The sequence below is a fragment of the Phytopseudomonas argentinensis genome, from assembly GCF_900113905.1.
Lineage (GTDB): Bacteria > Pseudomonadota > Gammaproteobacteria > Pseudomonadales > Pseudomonadaceae > Aquipseudomonas > Aquipseudomonas argentinensis.
Genome location: NZ_FORC01000001.1, coordinates 966,695 through 990,342, shown reverse-complemented (window position 1 = coordinate 990,342; position 23,648 = coordinate 966,695). Strand labels below are relative to the sequence as shown.

The following is a 23,648-nucleotide window of genomic DNA, read 5'->3' as shown; positions in this document are numbered from 1 at the left end:
CCATCAAGCGCATGCAGGCATATAGCCTAAGGTCGGTTTGTGTGGTATAAAACGCGCCGCTTTACGGGGTAGACCCCGAAAGCTTAACCCCACACACGCATCGACACGATTTCCTGGGTGCCCGCAAGGGTTGGAAATTGGGATGCGTGGAGGCCTAACCCGACTTATCAAGGAACTATCATGTCCCAAGTCAACATGCGCGATATGCTGAAGGCCGGTGTGCACTTCGGCCACCAGACCCGTTACTGGAACCCGAAAATGGGCAAGTACATTTTCGGCGCGCGTAACAAGATTCACATCATCAACCTGGAAAAGACCCTGCCGATGTTCAACGACGCCCTGTCGTTCGTTGAAAAGCTGGCTGCTGGCAAGAACAAGATCCTGTTCGTCGGCACCAAGCGTTCCGCTGGCAAGATCGTTCGCGAAGAAGCAGCTCGTTGCGGCTCGCCGTTCGTCGATCACCGCTGGTTGGGCGGCATGCTCACCAACTACAAGACCATCCGTGCCTCGATCAAGCGTCTGCGCGATCTGGAAGTACAGTCCCAGGACGGTACCTTCGCCAAGCTGACCAAGAAAGAAGCCCTGATGCGTTCGCGTGATCTGGAAAAACTGGATCGCAGCCTGGGTGGTATCAAGGACATGGGCGGCCTGCCGGACGCACTGTTCGTCATCGACGTTGATCACGAGCGCATCGCGATCACCGAAGCCAACAAGCTGGGCATCCCGGTCATTGGCGTTGTCGATACCAACAGCAGCCCTGAAGGCGTTGACTACATCATCCCGGGTAACGACGACGCCATCCGCGCCATCCAGCTGTACATGGGTGCAATGGCCGACGCCGTGGTCCGTGGCCGCAGCAACGCTGGCGGCGCCACCGAGCAGTTCGTTGAAGAAGCCCCGGCTGCCGAAGCCGCCGAAGGCTAAGCGGTAACGCAGAGCATCTGGTGTTATGCGCTGCGCAAAAAGGGGGCTAGGCCCCCTTTTTGCCACTCACAGATTTGATCATCCGTATTGCGGGTGATGGTTGAAGACCTACACAGAGGATTTTCAAGATGGCAGAGATTACTGCAGCACTGGTCAAGGAACTGCGCGAGCGTACCGGCCAGGGCATGATGGAATGCAAGAAGGCCCTGGTTGCCGCCGGTGGCGACATCGAGAAGGCCATTGATGACATGCGCGCTTCCGGCGCCATCAAGGCTGCCAAAAAGGCTGGCAACATCGCCGCTGAGGGTGCTATCGCCGCTCGCGTCGAAGGTGGCCGTGGTGTGATCATCGAAGTCAACTCGCAGACCGACTTCCTGGCTCTGCAGGACGACTTCAAAGGCTTCGTGAAAGACAGCTTGGATGAAGCCTTCGCTCAGAACCTGACCGACGTCGCTCCGCTGATCGCTTCGCGCGAATCCGCTCGTGAAGCGCTGGTTGCCAAGTGCGGCGAGAACGTCAACATCCGTCGCCTGACCGCTGTTTCCGGCGACACCGTTGGTGCTTACCTGCACGGCCACCGCATCGGTGTTCTGGTCGTTCTCAAAGGTGGTAACGACGAGCTGGCCAAGCACGTTGCCATGCACGTCGCTGCTTCCAACCCGGCCGTGGTTTCCCCGGACCAGGTTTCCGAAGAGCTGGTTGCCAAGGAAAAGGAAATCTTCCTGCAGCTCAATGCCGACAAGATCGCCGGCAAGCCGGAAAACATCGTCGAGAACATGATCAAGGGCCGCATCAACAAGTTCCTGGCCGAAGCCAGCCTGGTTGAGCAAGCCTTCATCATGGATCCGGAAGTCAAGGTCGGTGACCTGGTCAAGAAAGCCGGTGCAGAAGTCGTTTCCTTCGTACGTTACGAAGTGGGCGAGGGCATCGAGAAGGCCGAGACCGACTTCGCTGCCGAAGTTGCTGCTCAGGTTGCTGCCAGCAAGCAGTAACAGCAGGCCGCTCAGCTAGTGCCCCAGAAGAGGCTGCCCGCTCACGCGCGCGGCCTCTTTTTCAAATGGGTTTTTTTTCAGAACGGCGGTTGGTGCCCACGGCACGAACAGTCTTGAGCGCTGTCGAAGCGCTCGATATGGCGAGTCACTCGGCTCGCAGGTTTTTCTTACGCCGCAGGAGAGAATGGTAATGGCTCAGCAGGTGAGTGGTCGTCAACCGCGTTACAAGCGCATTCTGCTCAAACTCAGCGGCGAGGCCCTGATGGGCTCCGAAGATTTCGGCATCGATCCCAAGGTGCTCGATCGCATGGCCCTGGAAGTCGGCCAGCTGGTCGGCATCGGCGTCCAGGTCGGTGTGGTGATCGGTGGCGGCAATCTGTTCCGCGGCGCAGCGCTCAGCGCGGCCGGCATGGATCGGGTCACCGGTGATCACATGGGCATGCTGGCCACGGTGATGAACGCCCTGGCCATGCGCGACGCCCTGGAGCGCTCGAACATCCCGGCACTGGTCATGTCGGCCATCTCCATGGTCGGCGTCACCGACCACTACGATCGCCGCAAGGCCATGCGCCACCTGAAGACCGGTGAGGTGGTGATTTTCGCCGCTGGCACTGGTAATCCGTTCTTCACCACCGATTCGGCCGCCTGTTTGCGCGGTATCGAGATCGACGCCGATGTGGTGCTCAAGGCAACCAAGGTGGATGGTGTGTACACTGCCGATCCCTTCAAGGATCCGCATGCGGAAAAATTCGATCGCCTCACCTATGACGAGGTGCTGGATCGCAAGCTGGGCGTGATGGATCTGACGGCTATCTGCCTGTGCCGGGATCACAACATGCCGCTGCGGGTATTCAATATGAACAAGCCGGGTGCCCTGCTCAATGTCGTGGTGGGTGGTGCCGAAGGTACTTTGGTCGAGGAAAGCAAAGAATGATCAACGAAATCAAGAAAGACGCTCAGACGCGCATGCAGAAGAGCCTGGAATCGCTGGTCCACGCATTCAGCCGCATCCGCACCGGTCAGGCTCACCCTAGCATCCTCGGTGGTGTGATGGTGCCGTATTACGGCGCGGACACCCCGCTCAACCAGGTTGCCAGCGTGACCGTCAAGGATTCGCGCACCCTGCAGGTGGTGGCATTCGAGCGCAGCATGCTGAGCGCCGTCGATAAGGCCATCCAGAGTTCGGGCCTGGGTTTCAACCCGACCAACCTCGGCGAGCTGCTGCTGGTGACCATGCCGGCGCTGACCGAAGAAACCCGCCGCGGTTTCACCAAGCAGGCCCGTGATGCCGCCGAAGATGCCCGCGTTGCCGTGCGCAACATTCGTCGCGATGCCATGAGCCAGCTCAAGGATCTGGTCAAGGAAAAGGAAATCAGTGAGGACGAAGAGCGCCGCGCTGCTGATGACGTGCAAAAGCTGACCGACAAGTTCGTGGCCGAGATCGACGTCGCCGTGAAGCAGAAAGAAGCGGACCTGATGGCCGTCTGACGGCCAGGAAGTCGCCATGGACAATAGCAAAGTCGGTGCCGTGATGGCCGTTCCACGGCACGTGGCGATCATTATGGATGGTAACAACCGCTGGGCGCGCAAGCGCCTGCTGCCCGGTGTCGCCGGACACAAGGCGGGTGTGGATGCGGTGCGGGCGGTCATCGAGGTGTGCGCCGACTCCGGCGTCGAGGTGCTGACCCTGTTCGCCTTCTCCAGCGAGAACTGGCAGCGCCCGGCCGACGAGGTCGGGGCGCTGATGGAGCTGTTCCTCAGCGCCCTGCGCCGCGAGGCCCGCAAACTCGACGAGAACGCTATCAGTCTGCGCATCATCGGCGACCGCTCGCGGTTCCACCCTGAGCTGCAGGCCGCCATGCGCGAAGCCGAAGCCGCGACCGCCGGGGCCGTGGGCGAGAAGCGCTTCATTCTGCAGATCGCCGCCAATTATGGTGGCCAGTGGGATATTGCCCAGGCCGCGCAGCGCCTGGCGCGCGAGGTTCAGGGTGGCCATCTGCAGCCGGAAGACATCACCCCGCGCCTGCTTCAGGGTTGCCTGGCAACTGGCGACCTGCCGTTGCCCGACCTGTGCATCCGTACCGGTGGCGAGCATCGGGTGAGCAATTTCCTGCTCTGGCAGATGGCCTACAGTGAACTGTATTTCTCCGACCTGCTGTGGCCGGACTTCAAGCACGACGCCATGCGTGCGGCGCTGGCGGATTTCGCCAAGCGCCAGCGACGCTTTGGCAAGACCAGTGAACAAGTAGAAGCCGAGGCCCGCGCCTGATGCTCAAACAACGAATCATCACGGCGCTGATCCTGTTGCCGATCGCCCTGGCAGGTTTCTTCCTGCTCGAAGGTGGCGCATTCGCGCTGTTCATCGCCGTGGTGGTCGTGCTTGGCGCCTGGGAATGGGCGCGTCTGGCAGGCCTGCAGGCTCAGCCGCTGCGCATTGCCTATGGGGCACTGGTGGCGGTGTTGCTCTATCTGCTGTACGGCGTACCGGCGCTGGCGCCTTGGCTGTTGGCCGCAGGCGTGTTGTGGTGGGCCTTCGCTACCTTCCTGGTACTCAACTACCCCGATAGCAGTCGTTACTGGGGCGCATTGCCGGGGCGCCTGCTGATCGGCCTGCTGATTCTGTTGCCGGCCTGGCAGGGCCTGGTGGTGATCAAGCACTGGCAGTTGGCCAACTGGCTGATCCTGGCGGTAATGGCATTGGTCTGGGTCGCCGATATCGGCGCCTACTTTTCCGGCAAGCGCTTCGGCAAGCGCAAGCTGGCGCCGCGGGTCAGTCCTGGCAAGAGCTGGGAGGGCCTGGTCGGTGGTCTGCTGCTCAGCCTGCTGCTGACGGTGGCCGTTGGGCTCTACCGCGACTGGTCGTTCAGTCATTTTCTGCTGGCGCTGCCGGCCGCTGCGCTGGTGGTGCTGATTTCGGTGGTCGGTGACCTGACCGAAAGCATGTTCAAGCGCCAGTCCGGCATCAAGGACAGCAGCAACCTGCTGCCGGGCCATGGCGGTGTGCTCGATCGCATCGACAGCCTGACGGCCGCGGTTCCGGTGTTCGCCATGCTGTTGTGGCTGGCTGGCTGGGGCGCATTGTGAGCCAGGTACAACAGGTTACCGTGCTGGGGGCCACCGGCTCCATCGGTCTTAGCACCCTCGATGTCATCGCCCGGCATCCGTCGCGTTACCAGGCCTTCGCCCTCAGTGCCTTCACTCGCATGGCGGAGCTGGAAGCGCTGTGCATCAGCCACCGGCCACGCTTCGCGGTGGTCGCCGATGGCAGTGCGGCCCGCGACCTGCAGGCGCGTTTGCTGCACGCCGGGCTCGCTACCCGGGTGCTGTTTGGCGAAGCCGGGTTGTGCGAGGTCGCGGCCCACGCTGAGGTGGACGCGGTGATGGCGGCCATTGTCGGTGCGGCAGGGCTCAAGCCGACCCTGGCGGCGGTCGAGGCCGGCAAGAAGGTATTGCTGGCCAACAAGGAAGCCCTGGTAATGTCCGGCGCGCTGTTCATGCGTGCGGTGCGCGAGAGTGGCGCGGTGCTGCTGCCCATCGACAGCGAGCACAATGCGATCTTCCAGTGCCTGCCCCAGGATTACGCGCGCGGCCTGCAGCCTGTCGGGGTGCGGCGCATCCTGCTGACCGCCTCCGGCGGGCCGTTTCGCGAGTTTGCAGGCGATGCCCTGCATGCGGTGACCCCCGAGCAGGCCTGCGCCCATCCCAACTGGTCGATGGGCCGCAAGATTTCCGTCGATTCGGCGAGCATGATGAACAAGGGCCTGGAGTTGATCGAGGCCTGCTGGCTGTTCGATGCCCGCCCACAGCAGGTCGAGGTGTTGATTCACCCGCAGAGCGTCATCCATTCGCTGGTCGATTACGTCGACGGCTCGGTACTCGCCCAGTTGGGCAACCCCGACATGCGTACACCCATCGCCCATGCCCTGGCCTGGCCGCAACGCATCGATTCGGGGGTCGCAGCGCTGGATCTGCTCGCCGTGGCACGTCTGGATTTCCAGGCACCTGACGACGTTCGCTTTCCCTGTCTGCGCCTGGCGCGTGATGCCGCCGAGTCTGGCGGCAGCGCGCCGGCAATGCTCAATGCCGCCAACGAAGTGGCGGTGGCAGCGTTTCTCGAGCGGCGGATTCGCTTTACCGATATCGCGCGTATCATTGGCGGCGTTCTCGAGGCCGAACCGGCGGTTGCCGTGAACTGTCTCGACGCCGTGCTCGAGGCCGACCGCCGCGCGCGAGAGCTGGCCGGGCAGTGGCTCAATCGTGGGGAGGTGGCATGAGCGCACTCTATATGATCGTCGGTACCCTGATCGCCCTCGGGGTGCTGGTGACCTTTCACGAATATGGTCATTTCTGGGTCGCCCGCCGCTGTGGCGTCAAGGTGCTGCGCTTTTCCGTGGGCTTCGGCACGCCCCTGGTGCGCTGGCATGACCGCCAGGGCACCGAGTTCGTGATCGCTGCGATTCCGCTCGGTGGCTACGTGAAGATGCTCGACGAGCGCGAAGGCGACGTGCCACCGGAGCTGGCCGAGCAGTCGTTCAACCGCAAGACCGTCAGGCAGCGCTTCGCCATCGTCGCTGCAGGGCCGGCTGCCAACTTCGCCCTGGCCCTGGTGTTCTTCTGGTTGGTGGCCATGCTGGGCAGCCAGCAGGTGCGGCCGGTGATTGGTGCGGTGGAGGCGGGCAGCCTGGCGCAGGTTGCAGGCCTGCAGGTCGATGAAGAAATCGTCGCGGTCAATGGCAAGGGCACCACCGGCTGGTCGGCAGTCAACCTGCAGCTGGTGCGCCGTCTGGGTGAAAGCGGCGAGCTGCTGATCACCACGCGGCCTGCCGATGGCGGCGCCGAGTCTGTTCACCGCGTTCAGCTGGATAACTGGCTGCGTGGCGCCAACGAGCCCGATCCGATCGCCTCGCTGGGCATTCGCCCGTGGCGGCCAAGTCTTGAACCGGTGCTCGCCGAGTTCGACCCCCAGGGCCCGGCCCAGGCCGCCGGTATGCGCGCCGGTGATCGCCTGCTGGCCCTGAACGGGCAGCCCCTGAGCGATTGGCAGGACCTTGTCGATCGGGTCCGTGGTCTGCCGGGCAAGGCGGTAGCCATTGCCCTGGAGCGTGACGGGCAGCGTCTGGAAATTCCGCTTACCCTGGCGGTCAAGGGCGAGGGCGATGCGGCGACAGGATATCTTGGCGCCGGCGTCGCGCCTGCCCAATGGCCGGCGCAGATGCTGCGCGAAGTCAGCTACGGCCCACTGGCGGCGATAAGCGAGGCGGCGTCGCGAACCTGGACGATGAGCCTGCTGACCCTCGATTCGCTAAAGAAAATGCTCTTCGGCGAGCTCTCGGTAAAAAACTTGAGCGGGCCGATAACCATTGCTAAAGTGGCGGGCGCTTCGGCCGAGTCAGGCCTTGGGGACTTTTTGAATTTCCTCGCCTACCTGAGTATCAGTCTGGGCGTTCTCAATTTGCTGCCCATTCCGGTTCTGGATGGCGGACATCTGCTTTATTACCTGGTCGAGTGGGTACGGGGCCGCCCGCTTTCCGAACGGGTGCAGGGTTGGGGGATGCAGATTGGTATCAGCCTGGTGATCGGGGTGATGCTGCTGGCTCTGGTCAACGACCTTGGTCGCCTGTGAGCCCAGTTGAATTATATATCTTTCGTCTCGAACGACTGATTTCTTATCGTTAGTTGGAATAAGAAAGGACTTCATGAAACGTCTGCTGCTACCTGCGGTTCTTGCCGCATTGATGATCGCCGAAGTTCACGCCGAGTCCTTCACCATCTCCGATATCCGCGTTAACGGTCTGCAGCGCGTTTCCGCGGGCAGCCTGTTCGGCGCGCTGCCCTTGAACGTCGGCGAGGCGGCCGACGACCGTACGCTGACCGAAGCAACCCGCGAACTGTTCAAGACCGGTTTCTTCCAGGATATCCAGCTTGGTCGCGACGGCAACGTGCTGGTCATCACCGTGGTCGAGCGCCCGTCGATCTCCAGCATCGAGATCGAGGGCAACAAGGCTATCAGCAGTGACGACCTGCTCAAGGGCCTGAACCAGTCCGGCCTGGCCGAGGGCGAGATCTTCCAGCGCGCGACCCTCGAAGGCGTGCGTAACGAGCTGCAGCGCCAGTACGTGGCCCAGGGCCGTTATTCCGCCGAGATCGACGCCGAGGTGATTCCTCAGCCGCGTAACCGCGTGGCCCTGAAGATCAACATCAACGAAGGCAGCGTTGCGGCCATTCAGCACATCAACGTGGTCGGCAACAAGGTCTTCTCAGATGAAGACCTCAATGACCTGTTCGAGCTGAAGACCACCAACTGGCTGTCGTTCTTCCGCAACGACGACAAGTACGCCCGTGAAAAACTCTCCGGTGACCTGGAGCGTCTGCGCTCCTACTACCTGGACCGCGGCTACATCAACATGGATATCACCTCCACCCAGGTATCCATCACCCCGGACAAGAAGCACGTCTACATCACCGTTAATATCGATGAGGGCGAGAAGTTCACCGTGCGTGACGTGAAGCTGTCCGGCGACCTCAAGGTGCCGGAAGAAGAAGTCCGTGCGCTGCTGCTGGTCAAGGAAGGTCAGGTGTTCTCCCGCAAGGTGATGACCTCCACCAGCGAACTGATCACTCGCCGCTTGGGTAATGAGGGTTACACCTTCGCCAACGTCAACGGCGTGCCCGAGCCGCACAATGATGACAACACCGTATCCATTACTTTCGTGGTGGATCCGGGCAAGCGTGCCTACGTCAACCGTATCAATTTCCGCGGCAACACCAAGACCGAAGACGAAGTGCTGCGCCGTGAGATGCGCCAGATGGAAGGCGGCTGGGCGTCTACCTACCTGATCGACCAGTCCAAGACCCGTCTGGAGCGTCTGGGCTTCTTCAAGGAAGTCAACGTCGAGACCCCGCAGGTGCCGGGTACCGACGACCAGGTTGACGTCAACTACAGCGTCGAGGAGCAGGCTTCCGGCTCGATCACCGCCAGCGTGGGTTTCGCCCAGAACGCCGGCCTGATCCTCGGTGGCTCGATCACCCAGAACAACTTCCTGGGTAGCGGTAACCGTGTCAGCCTCGGCCTGACCCGCAGCGAATACCAGAGCCGCTACAACTTCTCCTTCACCGATCCGTACTGGACCGAGGATGGCGTCAGCCTTGGCTACAACGCCTTCTACCGTACCACCGACTACGACGAGCTTGATGTCGATGTATCCAGCTACTCGGTCGACAGCCTCGGTGCCGGCATCAACATCGGCTACCCCATCAGCGAGACCGCGCGTCTGACCTACGGTTTGACCGCGCAGCAGGACGAGATCAACTCGGGTCGCTATACCGTCGACGAAATCTTCGACTTCACCCGTCAGGAAGGCGAGAAATACCTCAACTTCAAGGCTTCCGTCGGCTGGTCCGAGTCCACCCTCAACCGCGGCGTGCTCGCCAACCGTGGCCACTCCCAGAGCCTGGTGTTCGAGACCACCGTGCCGGGCAGTGACCTGTCGTTCTACAAGCTCGATTATCGCGGCCAGGTGTTCAAGCCGCTGACCGATACCTACACCATGCGTTTCCATACGCAACTGGGTTACGGCGGTGCGTTCGGGTCCACTCAGAAGCTGCCATTCTATGAGAACTACTATGCCGGTGGTTTCAACTCGGTACGTGGTTTCGAGGACAGCAGTCTTGGGCCTCGTAGTACGCCAAGCCGTGGTGAAGCTATAACCGGCAACGCTGGCACAGCGGCCGACCCCGATCAGGATCCGCTGCCGTTCGGTGGTAACGTATTGATCCAGGGCGGCGCCGAACTGCTGTTCCCGCTGCCGTTCGTCAAGGATCAGCGCTCGCTGCGTACCGCGCTGTTCTGGGATGTGGGTAACGTGTTCGACACCGACTGCAGCTCCGGCCAGAAACGCCGTGGTGACAGCTGCGACATCGATTTCGGCAACCTGGCCAGCTCGGTAGGTGTCGGCGTTACCTGGATCACCGCGCTCGGCCCGCTGAGTTTCAGCCTGGCGATGCCGGTCAAGAAGCCGGACGATGCCGATACCCAGGTATTCCAGTTCTCCCTCGGCCAGACGTTCTAAGCGTCTGGTTACGAACCACCAAGACAGTTTTTCTGCAGGAGTTGCACCGTGCGTAAGTTGACTCAATTGGTTCTGTTAAGCGTCACCCTGCTGGCTACCCCAGCCTTCGCGGAAATGAAGATCGCCGTGCTCAACTACCAGATGGCCCTGCTCGAGTCCGATGCGGCCAAGCGCTATGCGGTCGACGCCGAGAAGAAATTCGGCCCGCAGCTGAACAAGCTCAAGACTTTGGAAAGCGACGCCAAACGCATTCAGGACCGCATCGTCAAAGATGGCGAGAAGATGCAGACCGCCGAGCGTGAGCGCCTGGAACTGGACTTCAAGCAGAAGGCCCGTGACTTCCAGTTCCAGTCCAAGGAGCTGAACGAAGCCAAGGCGGTTGCCGATCGCGACATGCTCAAGAAGCTCAAGCCCAACCTGGACAAGGCCGTTGAGGAAGTCATCAAGAATGGCAACTTCGACCTGGTGCTCGAGCGCGGCGCGGTCATCGATGTCAAACCGCAGTTCGACATCACCCGCCAGGTCATCGAGCGCATGAACCAGATGCGTTGATGATGTCCACACCGGTATTCACCCTCGGCCAATTGGCCGAACAGCTGGGCGCCACCTTGCGTGGCGCCGCTGAGCAGACAGTCGACGGGCTGGCAACCTTGCAGGATGCCGGCCCGTCTCAGCTGACGTTCCTGGCCAATGCGCAGTATCGCAAGCACCTCGGCAGTTGCCGGGCCGCTGCGGTGCTGCTCACCGCTGCCGATGCCGAAGGTTTCTCCGGCAATGCGCTGGTCGTCGCCAATCCCTATCTGGCCTACGCCACGCTGTCCCATCTGTTCGACCGCAAGCCCAGGGCCGTTGCCGGCGTCCACCCGACTGCGGTGGTGGCCGAGGACGCGCAGGTCGATCCGAGCGCCGCTATCGGTCCCTACGTGGTCATCGAGGCAGGGGCAAAGATTGCCGCTGGCGTGTCGCTGGGCGCGCATTGCGTGATCGGCGCACGCTCGGAGATCGGTGAGGGCGGCTGGTTGGCCCCGCGGGTCACCCTGTACCACGACGTGCGTATCGGCAAGCGGGTGGTGATCCAGTCCGGCGCGGTGATCGGTGGCGAGGGCTTCGGCTTCGCCAACGAGAAGGGCGTGTGGCAGAAGATCGCCCAGATCGGCGGCGTGAGCATTGGTGACGATGTCGAAATCGGTGCCAACACCACCCTCGATCGCGGCGCACTGGCCGATACGCGTATCGGCAACGGCGTGAAGCTGGATAACCAGATCATGATCGCCCACAACGTGCAGGTCGGCGACAACACGGCGATGGCCGCCTGTGTCGGCATTTCCGGCAGCACCTCGATCGGCAAGAACTGTATGATCGCCGGCGGCGTCGGCATGGTCGGTCATATCGACGTGTGTGATGGCGTATTCGTGACCGGCATGACCATGGTCACCCGCTCGATCACCGAGCCCGGTGCCTATTCGTCGGGCACTGCCATGCAACCTGCAGCCGAGTGGAAGAAAAGCGTGGCGCGCATCCGCCAGCTGGACGACATGGCGCGGCGTGTGAAGCAGCTGGAAAAACAGCTTGCTGCCGTGACCTCGAGCGGGAATGCCTCATCTGATGCCTGAGCCAATGGCTGGCTCTCTTCTTTTTATTACGGGCTTCTCTGGAAATGATGGAAATCAACGAAATTCGCGAGTACTTGCCGCACCGTTACCCGTTCCTGCTGGTGGATCGGGTCACGGATCTGGATCTTGAGGGCAAGAGCGTTCGTGCCTATAAGAATGTCAGCGTCAATGAGCCATTCTTCAACGGCCATTTTCCCGAGCATCCGATCATGCCAGGCGTCCTGATCATCGAGGCCATGGCCCAGGCCGCCGGTATCCTGGGTTTCAAGATGATGGACGTGAAGCCTGCCGATGGCACCCTCTACTACTTCGTCGGCTCCGATAAGCTACGCTTCCGTCAGCCGGTGGTGCCGGGCGACCAACTGATCCTCGAGGCCAAGTTCCTCAGCAGCAAGCGCAGCATCTGGAAATTCGAATGCAAGGCCACGGTCGACGGCAAGGAAGTGTGCTCGGCCGAAATCATCTGTGCGGAACGCAAGTTATGAGTTTGATTGACCCTCGCGCCATCATCGATCCCAGCGCCAAGCTGGCTGACGACGTCGTCGTCGGCCCTTGGTCGATCATTGGGCCCGACGTAGAAATTGGCGAGGGCTGCGTGCTGGGTCCCAACGTGATCATCAAGGGGCCTACCCGAATCGGTAAACACAACAAGATCTACCAATTCGCCTCCCTGGGTGAAGACACCCCGGATCGCAAGTACAAGGGCGAGCCTACGCGCCTGGTCATCGGTGACCACAACATCATCCGCGAAGGCGTGACCATGCACCGCGGCACCATTCAGGATCGTGACGAGACCACCATCGGTGATCACAACCTGATCATGGCCTATGCCCATATCGGTCACGACAGCGTGGTCGGCAACCACTGCATCCTGGTCAACAACGTGGCCCTGGCCGGGCACGTGCACATCGGCGACTGGGCGATTCTGTCCGGCTACACCCTGGTGCATCAGTTCTGCCATATCGGCGCCCACGCCTTTGCCGGCATGGGTGCAGCGATCGGCAAGGATGTCCCGGCCTACGTCACGGTCTCCGGCAACCCGGCCGAAGCGCGCAGCATGAACTTCGAAGGCCTGCGCCGTCGCGGTTTCAGTAGCGAGTCGATGCAGGCGCTGCGCCGTGCCTACAAGATCGTCTACCGCCAGGGTTTCACCATCGAGGAAGCACTGGTCGAGCTGGAAGAAGTGGCGGCCCAGTTTGCCGAAGTGGCGGTGTTCCGCGATTCGATCCTGACCTCCAGCCGCGGCATCACCCGCTGACCCATGGCTGAGGTATTGCGTGTCGCGCTGGTTGCCGGCGAGGCATCCGGCGACATTCTCGGTGCAGGGCTGATGCAGGCGCTCAAGGTGCAGCACCCGAACGTCGAGTTCATTGGTGTCGGCGGTCCGCGCATGCAGGCCGAGGGCCTGGTCAGCGATTTCCCCATGGAGCGCCTGGCGGTCATGGGCCTGGTCGAAGTGCTGGGCCGGCTGCCGGAGTTGCTGTCGCGCCGTCGCCGCCTGATCGCCAGCCTGATCGAACGCAAGCCCGATGTGTTCATCGGCATCGATGCGCCGGACTTCACCCTGGGCGTCGAACTCAAGTTGCGCCAGGCCGGCATTCGCACCGTGCATTACGTCAGCCCATCCGTCTGGGCCTGGCGGCAGAAGCGCGTGCTGAAGATTCGCGATGCCTGCGACTTGATGCTCACCCTGTTTCCCTTCGAGGCGCAGTTCTACGAGGCGCATCAGGTGCCGGTGTGCTTTGTCGGCCACCCGCTGGCCGATGCCATCCCCCTGCAAGCCGACCGTACCGCGGCGCGCGAAGCGCTCGGCCTGCCGCTCGAGGCGCCGGTGGTGGCCTTGTTGCCGGGCAGCCGCGGCGGTGAAGTGGCGCGCCTCGGCAGCCTGTTTCTCGATGCCGCCGAGCGCCTGCGGGCGCTGCGCCCCGGCGTGCGCTTCGTGCTCCCCTGTGCCAGCCCGGAGCGTCGCCAGCAGCTCGAACAGATGCTCGGTAGTCGTGACCTGCCGCTGCAGTTGCTCGACGGCCGCTCCCACGACGCCCTGGCCGCCTGTGATGCGGTGCTGATCGCATCCGGCACGGCTACCCTGGAGGCGCTGCTCTACAAGCGGCCGATGGTGGTGGCCTACCGCGTCGCGCCGATGACCTTCAGCATTCTCAAGCGTCTGGTGAAGAGCCCGTACATCTCGCTGCCCAATCTGCTCGCCCAGCGGCTGCTGGTGCCCGAGTTGATTCAGGATGCGGCAACCGCCGAGGCCCTGGCCCAGACGGTGTCGCCGCTGCTGGTTGACGGCGAGGTGCAGACCGAAGGCTTCGATGCCATTCACCGCACCCTGCGCCGCGATGCGTCCGAACGGGCGGCTGCCGCGGTTCTCGATCTGGTGGGGCGCAGCTGATGCAACTGGGTCTGGATTTCGCCACGGTCGAGGAATTGGTGGCCGGGGTCGACGAGGTCGGTCGCGGCCCACTCTGTGGTGCGGTGGTCACTGCGGCGGTGATTCTCGACCCGGCGCGGCCGATTCTCGGCCTCAACGACTCGAAGAAGCTCAGCGAGGCGCGGCGCGAAAAGCTGTTCGATGAAATTCGCGAGAAAGCCCTGGCCTGGTGCATTGCCCGGGCGGAAGTGGAAGAGATCGACCGCCTGAATATCCTGCACGCCACCATGCTGGCCATGCAGCGTGCGGTCGAAGGTCTCGCCGTGCAGCCGAAACTGGCGCTGATCGACGGCAACCGCTGCCCGAAACTCGCGGTGCCCAGCGCGCCGGTGATCGGCGGCGACGCCCAGGTGCCGGCGATTGCTGCGGCCTCGATTCTCGCCAAGGTCAGTCGTGATCGGGAAATGCGCGAGCTTGACCTGCTTTACCCCGGGTACGGCATCGCCCTGCACAAGGGCTACCCAACACCCGTTCACCTCGAGGCCCTGACCCGTCTGGGCCCGACTCCCATCCACCGGCGCTCCTTTGCGCCGGTACGCCGCCTGCTGGAAGCCGTGACCGCGTTCTGAGCCATTCAGCCCGCTGTAGGTCACTCCAGTTACGGTACAATCCGCGTTTTGTCGCTTTTCCTGCAGGGCTTCTTCATGGCTGTTTCCTTCGTACATCTTCGCCTGCACACCGAATATTCCCTGGTCGACGGCCTGGTTCGCGTCAAGCCGCTGGTCAAGGCGGTAGCCGGCGCCGGCATGCCCGCCGTGGCGGTCACCGACATGAGCAACATGTGCTCGCTGGTGAAGTTCTACAAGGCTGCCATGGGCGCCGGTATCAAACCGATCTGCGGCGCCGATATCTGGCTGGCCAGTGCCTACGAAGATGGCCCGCTGACCCGAATGACCCTGCTGGCGATGAACCCCAAGGGCTACCGCAACCTGACCGAGTTGGTGTCGCGTGGCTGGAGCGATGGGCAGAGCAACGATCTGGTGATCATTCAGCGCGACTGGGTGAAAGCCGCCAGCGAGGGGCTGATCGCCCTGTCTGGCGCCAAGGAGGGCGAGATCGGCCATGCGCTGCTCGACGGCGAACAGGCCAGGGCCGAGGCCCTGCTGCAGGAGTGGCAGGCGGTATTCCCGGAGCGTTTCTATCTCGAGGTGCAGCGCACCAGCCGGGTCAACGACGAGGAACACGTGCACGCCGCTGTGGCCCTGGCGGACCGGATGGGCGCGCCGCTGGTCGCCACCAACGACGTGCGCTTCCTCAAACAGAGTGATTTCGAGGCCCACGAAACCCGTGTGTGCATCGGCGAAGGGCGCATTCTCGACGACCCGCGCCGGCCGCGGATCTACTCCGACCAGCAGTACCTGAAGTCGCCAGAGGAAATGGCCGAGCTGTTCAGTGACCTGCCCGATGCGCTGCAGAACACCGTCGAGATCGCCAAGCGCTGCAATATCGACGTGCAGCTGGGCAAGTACTTCCTGCCGGACTTCCCGGTGCCGGAAGGCATGACCATCGACGAATACTTTCGCAAGGTGTCCTTCGACGGCCTGGAGGAGCGCCTGGAAGTCCTGCTGCCCAAGGATACCCCGGACTACGACGCCAAGAAGCAGGTGTACATCGACCGCCTGAATTTCGAGCTGGATATCATCATCCAGATGGGCTTCCCTGGTTACTTCCTGATCGTCATGGACTTCATCCAGTGGGCCAAGAACAACGGCGTGCCGGTCGGTCCCGGCCGGGGTTCAGGTGCCGGCTCGCTGGTCGCCTACGTGCAGAAGATCACCGATCTCGATCCGTTGGCCTATGACCTGCTGTTCGAGCGCTTCCTCAACCCCGAGCGGGTATCGATGCCCGACTTCGACGTCGACTTCTGCATGGACGGCCGTGACCGGGTCATCGACTACGTGGCCGAAAAATATGGCCGCAACGCAGTAAGCCAGATCATCACCTTCGGCTCCATGGCCGCCAAGGCGGTGGTCCGCGACGTGGCGCGGGTGCAGGGCAAGTCCTACGGTTTGGCGGATCGTCTGTCGAAGATGATTCCCTTCGAGGTCGGCATGACCCTGGAAAAGGCCTACGAGATGGAGGAGCCGCTGCGCGACTTCCTCAAGGTCGACGAAGAGGCGGCCGAGATCTGGGACATGTCCCTGAAGCTCGAGGGTATCGTGCGTGGTACCGGCAAGCACGCCGGTGGCGTGGTGATCGCGCCGACTAAGCTGACCGACTTCGCGCCGATTGCCTGTGACGAAGAGGGCGCCGGCTTGGTGACCCAGTTCGACAAGGACGACGTCGAGCAGGCTGGCCTGGTGAAGTTCGACTTCCTCGGCCTGCGTACCCTGACCATCATCAAGTGGGCGCTGGAAACCATCCACCGCGACCAGCGCGCCGCCGGGGTGGCCGAAGAGGATCTGGTCAACATCGACTTCATCCCCCTCGATGACAAGCCGACCTACCAGATGCTGCAGAAGGCCGAGACCACCGCGGTGTTCCAGCTCGAATCGCGGGGCATGAAGGAGCTGATCAAGAAGCTCAAGCCCGACTGCCTGGAAGACATGATCGCTCTGGTGGCGCTGTTCCGCCCCGGCCCGCTGCAGTCCGGCATGGTGGACGACTTCATCAACCGCAAGCATGGTCGCGCCGAGCTGTCCTATCCGCACCCCGATTACCAGTACGCGGGCCTGGAGCCGGTGCTCAAGCCCACCTACGGGATCATTCTCTACCAGGAACAGGTGATGCAGATCGCCCAGGTCATGGGTGGCTACACCCTTGGCCAGGCGGACATGCTGCGCCGCGCCATGGGCAAGAAAAAGCCCGAGGAAATGGCCAAGCAGCGCGGCGGCTTCATCGAGGGCTGTGCCAACAATGGCATCGACGCCGAGCTGGCCGGCAACATCTTCGACCTGGTGGAAAAGTTCGCCGGTTACGGCTTCAACAAATCCCACTCGGCCGCCTATGGCCTGGTCTCCTACCAGACCGCCTGGCTGAAGGCCCATTACCCGGCGCCCTTCATGGCCGCGGTGCTGTCGGCGGATATGCACAACACCGACAAGGTGGTGATCCTTATCGAGGAATGCCGCAGCATGAAGCTGCGCATCGATCCGCCGGATGTGAATGCCTCGGAGTTCAAGTTCACCGTCAGCCACGACGCGAACAACGTGCCGCGGATTCTCTATGGCCTGGGTGCGGTCAAGGGGGTCGGCGAAGGGCCGGTGGAAGCCATCGTCGAGGCGCGCCAGGACGGCCCGTTCAAGGACCTGTTCGATTTCTGCTCGCGGGTCGACCTCAAGCGCATCAACAAGCGCACCATGGAAGCGCTGATCCGCAGCGGTGCGCTCGACCGCCTGGGCCCGCATTTCCACGACGAGATCAAGGCCTACCAGGCCAATATCGATCGCAACCGAGCCGTGCTGCTGGCCGCGATGGAAGAGGCGGTACAGGCAGCCGAGCAGACAGCACGCAGCCACGATAGCGGGCATATGGATCTGTTCGGCGGGGTGTTCGCCAGCCCGGAGGCGGATGTGTATGCCAACCATCGCAAGGCCCGTGAGCTGTCCCTCAAGGAGCGCCTCAAGGGCGAGAAGGACACCCTGGGCCTGTACCTGACCGGCCACCCGATCGATGAATACGAAAGCGAAGTACGGCGCTTTGCCCGTCAGCGCATCGTCGACCTGAAGCCGGCACGCGATACCCAGACCGTAGCCGGCCTGATCGTCAACCTGCGGGTGATGAAGAACAAGAAGGGCGACAAGATGGGCTTCATCACCCTGGACGACCGTTCCGGGCGCATCGAAGCCTCGCTGTTCGCCGATGCCTTTGCCAGTAACCAGGCCTTGCTGCAGAGCGACGCCCTGGTGGTGGTGGAGGGGGAGGTCAGTAACGACGATTTCTCCGGTGGCATGCGGCTGCGCGCCAAGCGGGTGATGAGCCTGGAAGAGGCGCGCACCGGCCTGGCCGAGAGCCTGCGGGTCAAGGTACAGGCCACGGCGCTGAAGGGCGATCGGCTGCGCTGGTTGGGCGAGCTGTGCCAACGTCACCGTGGCGCCTGCCCGATTACCCTGGATTACACTGGCGCCGATGCCAAAGCCCTGCTGCAGTTTGGCGAGGAGTGGCGAATCGACCCGGCCGACAGCTTGATTCAAGCTTTGCGTGACCAGTTCGGGCGAGACAACGTCTTCCTGCAATACCGCTGAAAATGGCGGCGCTGGAAAGGTGGGCTCAGGCCGCGCCTTTTCGGCCCTGACCCTGCATGTTTGCCCCTGGCGTGAGCAGATCTTATGATTTGCCGCCGTGCGAATGCCTGGCGCATTTGCCGGCATTTTCGCCGGACGTGCACTGCAGGTGTCGACCTGAAGGCGCCTGTTCCTATAAGGTAGGCGCCAATTGGATACACGCTCCCCGGCCCTTTTGGCCGTCGACGCATGACGGATGCCTATGAACCCGAATTATCTCGATTTCGAACAGCCGATTGCCGACCTGCAAGCCAAGATCGAAGAGCTTCGCCTGGTTGGTAACGACAACTCCCTGAACATCGGCGACGAAATCGCCCGCCTGCAGGACAAGAGCAGCACGCTCACCGAGAGCATCTTCAGCAATCTGACCAGTTGGCAGATCGCTCGCCTCGCGCGTCACCCTCAGCGTCCGTATACCCTGGACTACCTGCAGCACATCTTCACCGAGTTCGACGAACTGCATGGCGACCGCCACTTCTCCGACGATGCGGCCATCGTTGGCGGTGTCGCACGCCTCAACGGCCAGCCGGCGATGGTCATCGGTCATCAGAAAGGCCGCGAAGTGCGTGAGAAGGTGCGTCGCAACTTCGGCATGCCGCGCCCGGAAGGATACCGCAAGGCCTGCCGCCTGATGGAAATGGCCGAGCGCTTCAAGATGCCGATCCTGACCTTCATCGATACCCCGGGTGCTTACCCGGGCATCGACGCCGAAGAGCGCGGGCAGAGCGAGGCGATCGCCTGGAACCTGCGCGTCATGGCGCGCCTGAAGACGCCGATCATCTCCACCGTGATCGGTGAGGGCGGCTCCGGCGGCGCGTTGGCCATCGGTGTGTGCGACAACCTCAATATGCTCGAATACTCGACCTATGCGGTGATCTCGCCGGAAGGTTGCGCCTCGATCCTCTGGAAGACTGCCGAGAAGGCGCCGGAAGCTGCCGAGGCCATGGGCATCACGGCCGAGCGCCTGAAGGGACTGGGCATCGTCGACAAGGTGATCGCCGAGCCCCTGGGTGGTGCACACCGCGATCCGGGCGCTGCTGCCGAATCGATCCGCCAGACCCTGGTCGCTCAGCTCGAAGACCTGCGCAAGCTCGATACCGACGCGCTGCTGGCCCGTCGCTACGAGCGCCTGATGAGCTACGGCATCGCCTGATGCCGTCCTACCCCGCAAGCAGGCCAATCGCCCTGATGGCCGTCATGCTTGCGGGGTCGCTTCACTGATCCCCATGTCTCTCGAATCCACCGTGCTGGCGCGCCTCGCGCCATGGCGTAATGCGCCGCTCTGGCGGGTAGCGTTTTCCGGCGGGCTCGATTCCTCCGTGCTGCTGCATGTGCTGGCCAAGGCCGCCCGGCACCATGAGCTGCCGCCGATCCGCGCCGTTCACGTGCATCACGGGTTGCAGGCCGCCGCCGAGCAATGGCCTGCGCACTGCCAGCGCTTTTGCGATGAGTGGGGCATCGCCCTGGCTATCGAGCCTGTGCAGGTGGCACCTGGGGCCAGCCTGGAGCGCGCCGCTCGCGAGGCGCGCTTTGCGGCATTCGCCTCTCTGATGGTGCCGGGTGAGGTGCTGCTGCTGGCCCAGCATCAGGACGACCAGGCGGAAACCCTGCTCTATCGGTTGCTGCGTGGCGCCGGCGTGCGGGGGCTGGGGGCGATGGCGCACAGTCGTCGACTGGGCCAAGGGCATGCCGTCAGGCCGCTGCTGGATATACCACGCAAGGTGCTTGAGACCTACGCGGCCAGCCAGGGCCTGGGATGGGTGGAAGACCCTTCGAACAGCGACAGCGGCTTTGCCCGCAACTTCCTGCGTCAGGACATTCTGCCGCGTCTGGCTGCGCACTGGCCGGCGGCCTCCACGGTGCTGGCCCGTGCGGCGGCGCATCAGGCCGAAGCGCAGGAGCTGCTGGAGGACCTTGCCGCGCTCGATCTGCAGCGCTGCCTTGGCCAGTTGGGCGTTGCCTGGCTGACCATTCCCTGTCTCGATTTACCGGCGCTGCGCCAACTGTCCGACGCACGGCAGCGCAATGTGCTCAGGCACTGGCTGGGCACCGAGACGCGCCTGCCGGACAGTCGCCATTGGCAGGGCTGGACCGATCTGCGTGACGCCGCCCTCGATGGGGCGCCGGTATGGCGGTTGGAAAGCGGCGAGCTGCGCCGCCATGGTGATCAGCTGCTGTGGCTGGGCGCTGCCTGGCTGTTGCCCTGGTCCAAAGACGAGCAGCCTTGGCCGCAAGTGCCCCAGCCCCTCGAGTTGCCTGGCAATGGCGTCGTCGAGTTTTCCGGGCGGCTTCCGGATGGACGGCTGAGCATCGGTTACCGGCAGGGTGGTGAAGTGCTCAATGTGCCGGGCCGTGGCCGGCGTGATCTCAAGCGCTTGTTGCAGGAAGCGGGTGTGCCCGAGTTCATTCGCCCCCGGCTGCCGCTGCTGCGGCGCGATGGCCAGGTCGTTGCGGTGGCCAATTTGCCGCTCGATCCGGCCATTGGTGAGCTGCGTTGGCAGATATCCTCTGTGGTGCAGCCAGTGGCGCAGGGGTGACTGCCTGAGGCCATGTGTTCGAAGCTAAGCGGCGGATTCACAAGGCATTTCCCGTGATGCCGGAATTCTGCCAGCAGCTGTTTTCGCGCGGTGCCGGCTTGCCGTTCTTCCCCCTTCGGGACCTTTCCGGTAGACTACGCTCCCGTCTCTATTCAGGTATTCGCTGCTTCTTCCGGAAGCGGTGGATGTTTGCTATTTGCCGGCATGGTTCGCCATGTTTGCTAAGGTGAACCAAGGCCTTCTCTGCTCCCCGGCGGCTCGACCGCCACTGCTGACTTCTTAGGGTTTTTCATGACGCGCTTCATTTTCGTCACGGGTGGTGTTGTTTCTTCATTGGGGAAAGGCATCGCCTCGGCATCCTTGGCGGCAATCCTGGAGGCGCGGGGCCTGAAGGTCACGATGCTCAAACTGGATCCGTACATCAACGTCGATCCGGGCACCATGAGCCCGTTCCAGCATGGTGAGGTGTTCGTCACCCACGATGGCGCCGAGACCGACCTCGACCTAGGTCACTACGAGCGCTTCATCCGTACCACCATGACCAAGAGCAACAACTTCACCACCGGCCGCGTGTACGAAGACGTACTGCGCAAGGAGCGCCGTGGCGACTACCTGGGGGCGACCATTCAGGTCATCCCGCACATCACCGACGAGATCAAGCGGCGCATCATCAAGGGTGCCGGCGACGCCGACGTGGCCATGGTCGAGATCGGCGGTACGGTTGGCGATATTGAGTCGCAGCCGTTCCTCGAAGCCATCCGCCAGCTGCGCGTGGAAGTGGGCGCCAAGCGCGCCATGCTGATGCACCTGACCCTGGTGCCGTACATCGCCACCGCCGGCGAGACCAAGACCAAGCCGACCCAGCATTCGGTCAAGGAACTGCGTTCCATCGGCCTGCAGCCTGACGTGCTGGTGTGCCGCTCCGATCACCCGATCGACGTGTCGTCGCGTCGCAAGATCGCTCTGTTCACCAACGTCGAAGAGCGCGCGGTGATCAGCCTGGAAGACGTCGACACCATCTACAAGATCCCCGGCGTGCTGCATGCCCAGGGTCTGGACGACTTCGTCGTCGAGCGTTTCGGCCTGGATTGCCGCGGCGCCGACCTCTCCGAGTGGGACCGCGTGGTGGATGCCAAGCTGAACCCGGAGAAGGAAGTCACCATCGCCATGGTCGGCAAGTACATGGAGCTGCTGGACGCCTACAAGTCGCTGATCGAAGCGATGAGCCACGCCGGCATCCAGAATCGCACCAAGGTCAACCTTCGCTACATCGACTCCGAAGACATCGAGAACCAGGGCACCGACCTGCTGCAGGGCGTCGATGCCATCCTGGTGCCGGGCGGCTTCGGTCTGCGCGGCGTGGAAGGCAAGATCACCACGGTCAAATATGCCCGCGAGAACAAGATTCCCTACCTGGGTATCTGCCTCGGCATGCAGGTGGCGGTCATCGAGTTCGCCCGTAACGTGCTGGGCTGGAGCGATGCCAACTCCACCGAATTCGATATCGCCAGCGGCCACCCGGTGGTCGGCCTGATCACCGAATGGCAGGACGCCACCGGGGTTACCGAGTCGCGTACCGAAGCTTCCGATCTGGGCGGCACCATGCGCCTGGGTGCCCAGGACTGCCAGCTGCTGCCGAACTCCCAGGTACATGCCTGCTACGGCAAGGACGTGATCGTCGAGCGCCATCGTCATCGTTACGAAGTGAACAACAACCTGCTGCCGCAGCTGATCGAGGCAGGCCTCAAGGTCACCGGTCGCTCCGGTGACGGCGCCCTGGTCGAAGTGGTCGAGAGCGCGGATCACCCCTGGTTCGTGGCCTGCCAGTTCCACCCCGAGTTCACCTCCACGCCGCGTGACGGCCACCCGCTGTTCAGCGGTTTCGTCAACGCTGCACTGGCGCACCAAGCGAAGAAGGCCTGACCCATGGCGCAGAAGACCGTTCGTGTTGGCAAGATCGACATCGCCAACGACAAGCCTTTCGTGCTGTTCGGCGGCATCAACGTGCTGGAGTCCCGTGACTTGGCCATGCGCGCCTGCGAGGAATATGTGCGGGTTACCGACAAGCTCGGCATCCCTTACGTATTCAAGGCCAGCTTCGACAAGGCCAATCGCTCCTCGGTGACCTCCTTCCGCGGCCCCGGCCTGGAAGAGGGCATGAAGATCTTCGAGGAAGTGAAGAGGACCTTCGGCGTGCCGGTGATCACCGACGTACACGAGCCGCACCAGGCGCAGCCGGTGGCCGATGTCTGCGACATCATCCAGTTGCCGGCCTTCCTGTCCCGACAGACCGACCTGGTGGTGGCCATGGCCAAGACCGGCGCGGTAATCAACATCAAGAAAGCGCAGTTCCTGGCACCCCAGGAGATGAAACATATTCTCGCCAAGTGTGTCGAAGCCGGGAACGATCAGTTGATCCTCTGCGAACGTGGCTCCTCCTTCGGGTACAACAACCTGGTGGTGGACATGCTGGGCTTCGGCATCATGAAGGCCTTCGAGTACCCGGTATTCTTCGACGTTACCCACGCCCTGCAGATGCCGGGCGGTCGCTCGGATTCCGCCGGCGGGCGTCGCGCCCAGGTCACCGAGCTGGCCAAGGCCGGCATGAGCCAGGGCTTGGCGGGGCTGTTTCTCGAGGCGCATCCGGATCCGGAAAACGCCATGTGCGACGGGCCCTGTGCCCTGCGCCTGGACAAGCTTGAGCCGTTTCTCGCTCAGCTCAAGCAGCTGGATGATCTGATCAAGAGTCAGGATCCGATCGAAACCGCCTGAGGGCGTTTCCCGGTCTCGTCCGTTTCACCGCCCGGCCCGTTGGCCGGGTTTGTATATCCGCCTGGCTGCCATCGCGCGTGGTCG

21 protein-coding genes are annotated in these 23,648 nt (G+C 62.7%); 20 read left to right on the top strand and 1 reads right to left on the bottom strand.

Translation table 11 applies throughout. From position 1 onward, the window contains the following. The first annotated feature begins 180 nt into the window (after positions 1 to 180). From rpsB to tilS, 18 genes are all read left to right on the top strand, one after another. Positions 181 to 924 carry a 30S ribosomal protein S2 gene (gene rpsB, locus BM154_RS04525; protein ID WP_073261679.1) on the top strand — a complete coding sequence of 248 codons (744 nt, stop codon included), beginning with the start codon at positions 181 to 183 and terminating at the stop codon, positions 922 to 924. A gap of 128 nt (positions 925 to 1,052) precedes the next feature. After that, positions 1,053 to 1,916 carry a translation elongation factor Ts gene (gene tsf, locus BM154_RS04520; protein WP_074881175.1) on the top strand — a complete coding sequence of 288 codons (864 nt, stop codon included), beginning with the start codon at positions 1,053 to 1,055 and terminating at the stop codon, positions 1,914 to 1,916. A 190-nt stretch (positions 1,917 to 2,106) separates the two neighbouring features. Beyond that, entirely contained in the window at positions 2,107 to 2,850 is a 744-nt protein-coding gene (gene pyrH, locus BM154_RS04515; protein WP_042555172.1) for a UMP kinase, read from the top strand. After that, positions 2,847 to 3,404, top strand: coding sequence for a ribosome recycling factor (frr, locus tag BM154_RS04510; protein WP_074881174.1), 558 nt, complete (start codon positions 2,847 to 2,849; stop codon positions 3,402 to 3,404). Before pyrH ends, frr begins: the two co-directional genes overlap by 4 nt. A gap of 16 nt (positions 3,405 to 3,420) precedes the next feature. Then, complete coding sequence (gene uppS, locus BM154_RS04505) at positions 3,421 to 4,185, top strand: polyprenyl diphosphate synthase (RefSeq protein WP_074881173.1); 765 nt, start codon at positions 3,421 to 3,423, stop codon at positions 4,183 to 4,185. After that, entirely contained in the window at positions 4,185 to 5,000 is an 816-nt protein-coding gene (locus tag BM154_RS04500) for a phosphatidate cytidylyltransferase (protein ID WP_074881172.1), read from the top strand. Before uppS ends, BM154_RS04500 begins: the two co-directional genes overlap by 1 nt. Next, on the top strand, positions 4,997 to 6,190 hold the full coding sequence (gene ispC / locus BM154_RS04495) for a 1-deoxy-D-xylulose-5-phosphate reductoisomerase (RefSeq protein ID WP_074881171.1): 1,194 nt from the start codon (positions 4,997 to 4,999) through the stop codon (positions 6,188 to 6,190). Before BM154_RS04500 ends, ispC begins: the two co-directional genes overlap by 4 nt. After that, a complete protein-coding gene (gene rseP, locus BM154_RS04490) occupies positions 6,187 to 7,539 on the top strand; it encodes a sigma E protease regulator RseP (RefSeq protein ID WP_074881170.1) in 1,353 nt (450 codons plus the stop codon). Before ispC ends, rseP begins: the two co-directional genes overlap by 4 nt. A gap of 73 nt (positions 7,540 to 7,612) precedes the next feature. Further along, entirely contained in the window at positions 7,613 to 9,985 is a 2,373-nt protein-coding gene (bamA, locus tag BM154_RS04485; protein WP_074881169.1) for an outer membrane protein assembly factor BamA, read from the top strand. Between the two features lie 48 nt (positions 9,986 to 10,033). Continuing rightward, positions 10,034 to 10,537 carry an OmpH/Skp family outer membrane protein gene (locus tag BM154_RS04480; protein ID WP_070884108.1) on the top strand — a complete coding sequence of 168 codons (504 nt, stop codon included), beginning with the start codon at positions 10,034 to 10,036 and terminating at the stop codon, positions 10,535 to 10,537. Continuing rightward, complete coding sequence (lpxD, locus tag BM154_RS04475) at positions 10,537 to 11,598, top strand: UDP-3-O-(3-hydroxymyristoyl)glucosamine N-acyltransferase (RefSeq protein WP_139225382.1); 1,062 nt, start codon at positions 10,537 to 10,539, stop codon at positions 11,596 to 11,598. The genes BM154_RS04480 and lpxD overlap by 1 nt, the downstream gene beginning before the upstream one ends. A 44-nt stretch (positions 11,599 to 11,642) precedes the next feature. Next, positions 11,643 to 12,083, top strand: a complete 441-nt coding sequence (gene fabZ / locus BM154_RS04470) for a 3-hydroxyacyl-ACP dehydratase FabZ (protein ID WP_074881168.1) — start codon at positions 11,643 to 11,645, stop codon at positions 12,081 to 12,083. Further along, positions 12,080 to 12,856, top strand: coding sequence for an acyl-ACP--UDP-N-acetylglucosamine O-acyltransferase (gene lpxA, locus BM154_RS04465; protein WP_074881167.1), 777 nt, complete (start codon positions 12,080 to 12,082; stop codon positions 12,854 to 12,856). The genes fabZ and lpxA overlap by 4 nt, the downstream gene beginning before the upstream one ends. A gap of 3 nt (positions 12,857 to 12,859) precedes the next feature. Beyond that, positions 12,860 to 13,993 carry a lipid-A-disaccharide synthase gene (gene lpxB, locus BM154_RS04460; RefSeq protein WP_074881166.1) on the top strand — a complete coding sequence of 378 codons (1,134 nt, stop codon included), beginning with the start codon at positions 12,860 to 12,862 and terminating at the stop codon, positions 13,991 to 13,993. Then, positions 13,993 to 14,601: a ribonuclease HII gene (rnhB, locus tag BM154_RS04455; RefSeq protein ID WP_074881165.1), complete on the top strand. Its 609-nt coding sequence runs from the start codon at positions 13,993 to 13,995 to the stop codon at positions 14,599 to 14,601. The genes lpxB and rnhB overlap by 1 nt, the downstream gene beginning before the upstream one ends. Before the next feature lie 75 nt (positions 14,602 to 14,676). Then, a complete protein-coding gene (dnaE, locus tag BM154_RS04450; RefSeq protein WP_074881164.1) occupies positions 14,677 to 18,216 on the top strand; it encodes a DNA polymerase III subunit alpha in 3,540 nt (1,179 codons plus the stop codon). A 241-nt stretch (positions 18,217 to 18,457) separates the two neighbouring features. Beyond that, on the top strand, positions 18,458 to 19,408 hold the full coding sequence (gene accA / locus BM154_RS04445) for an acetyl-CoA carboxylase carboxyl transferase subunit alpha (protein WP_070884104.1): 951 nt from the start codon (positions 18,458 to 18,460) through the stop codon (positions 19,406 to 19,408). 73 nt (positions 19,409 to 19,481) lie between these two features. After that, positions 19,482 to 20,792, top strand: a complete 1,311-nt coding sequence (tilS, locus tag BM154_RS04440; RefSeq protein ID WP_074881163.1) for a tRNA lysidine(34) synthetase TilS — start codon at positions 19,482 to 19,484, stop codon at positions 20,790 to 20,792. A 221-nt stretch (positions 20,793 to 21,013) separates the two neighbouring features. Here tilS and BM154_RS24360 read toward each other — a convergent pair whose 3' ends face one another. Continuing rightward, positions 21,014 to 21,199: a hypothetical protein gene (locus BM154_RS24360; protein ID WP_236101343.1), complete on the bottom strand. Its 186-nt coding sequence runs from the start codon at positions 21,197 to 21,199 to the stop codon at positions 21,014 to 21,016. Here BM154_RS24360 and BM154_RS04435 point away from each other — a divergent pair. Together BM154_RS04435 and kdsA are read left to right on the top strand one after the other, a co-directional pair. Further along, positions 21,126 to 22,715 carry a CTP synthase gene (locus tag BM154_RS04435; protein ID WP_244157095.1) on the top strand — a complete coding sequence of 530 codons (1,590 nt, stop codon included), beginning with the start codon at positions 21,126 to 21,128 and terminating at the stop codon, positions 22,713 to 22,715. The genes BM154_RS24360 and BM154_RS04435 overlap by 74 nt on opposite strands. Positions 22,716 to 22,718: 3 nt before the next feature. Then, on the top strand, positions 22,719 to 23,564 hold the full coding sequence (gene kdsA, locus BM154_RS04430) for a 3-deoxy-8-phosphooctulonate synthase (protein ID WP_074881161.1): 846 nt from the start codon (positions 22,719 to 22,721) through the stop codon (positions 23,562 to 23,564). The last annotated feature ends 84 nt before the right edge of the window (positions 23,565 to 23,648 follow it).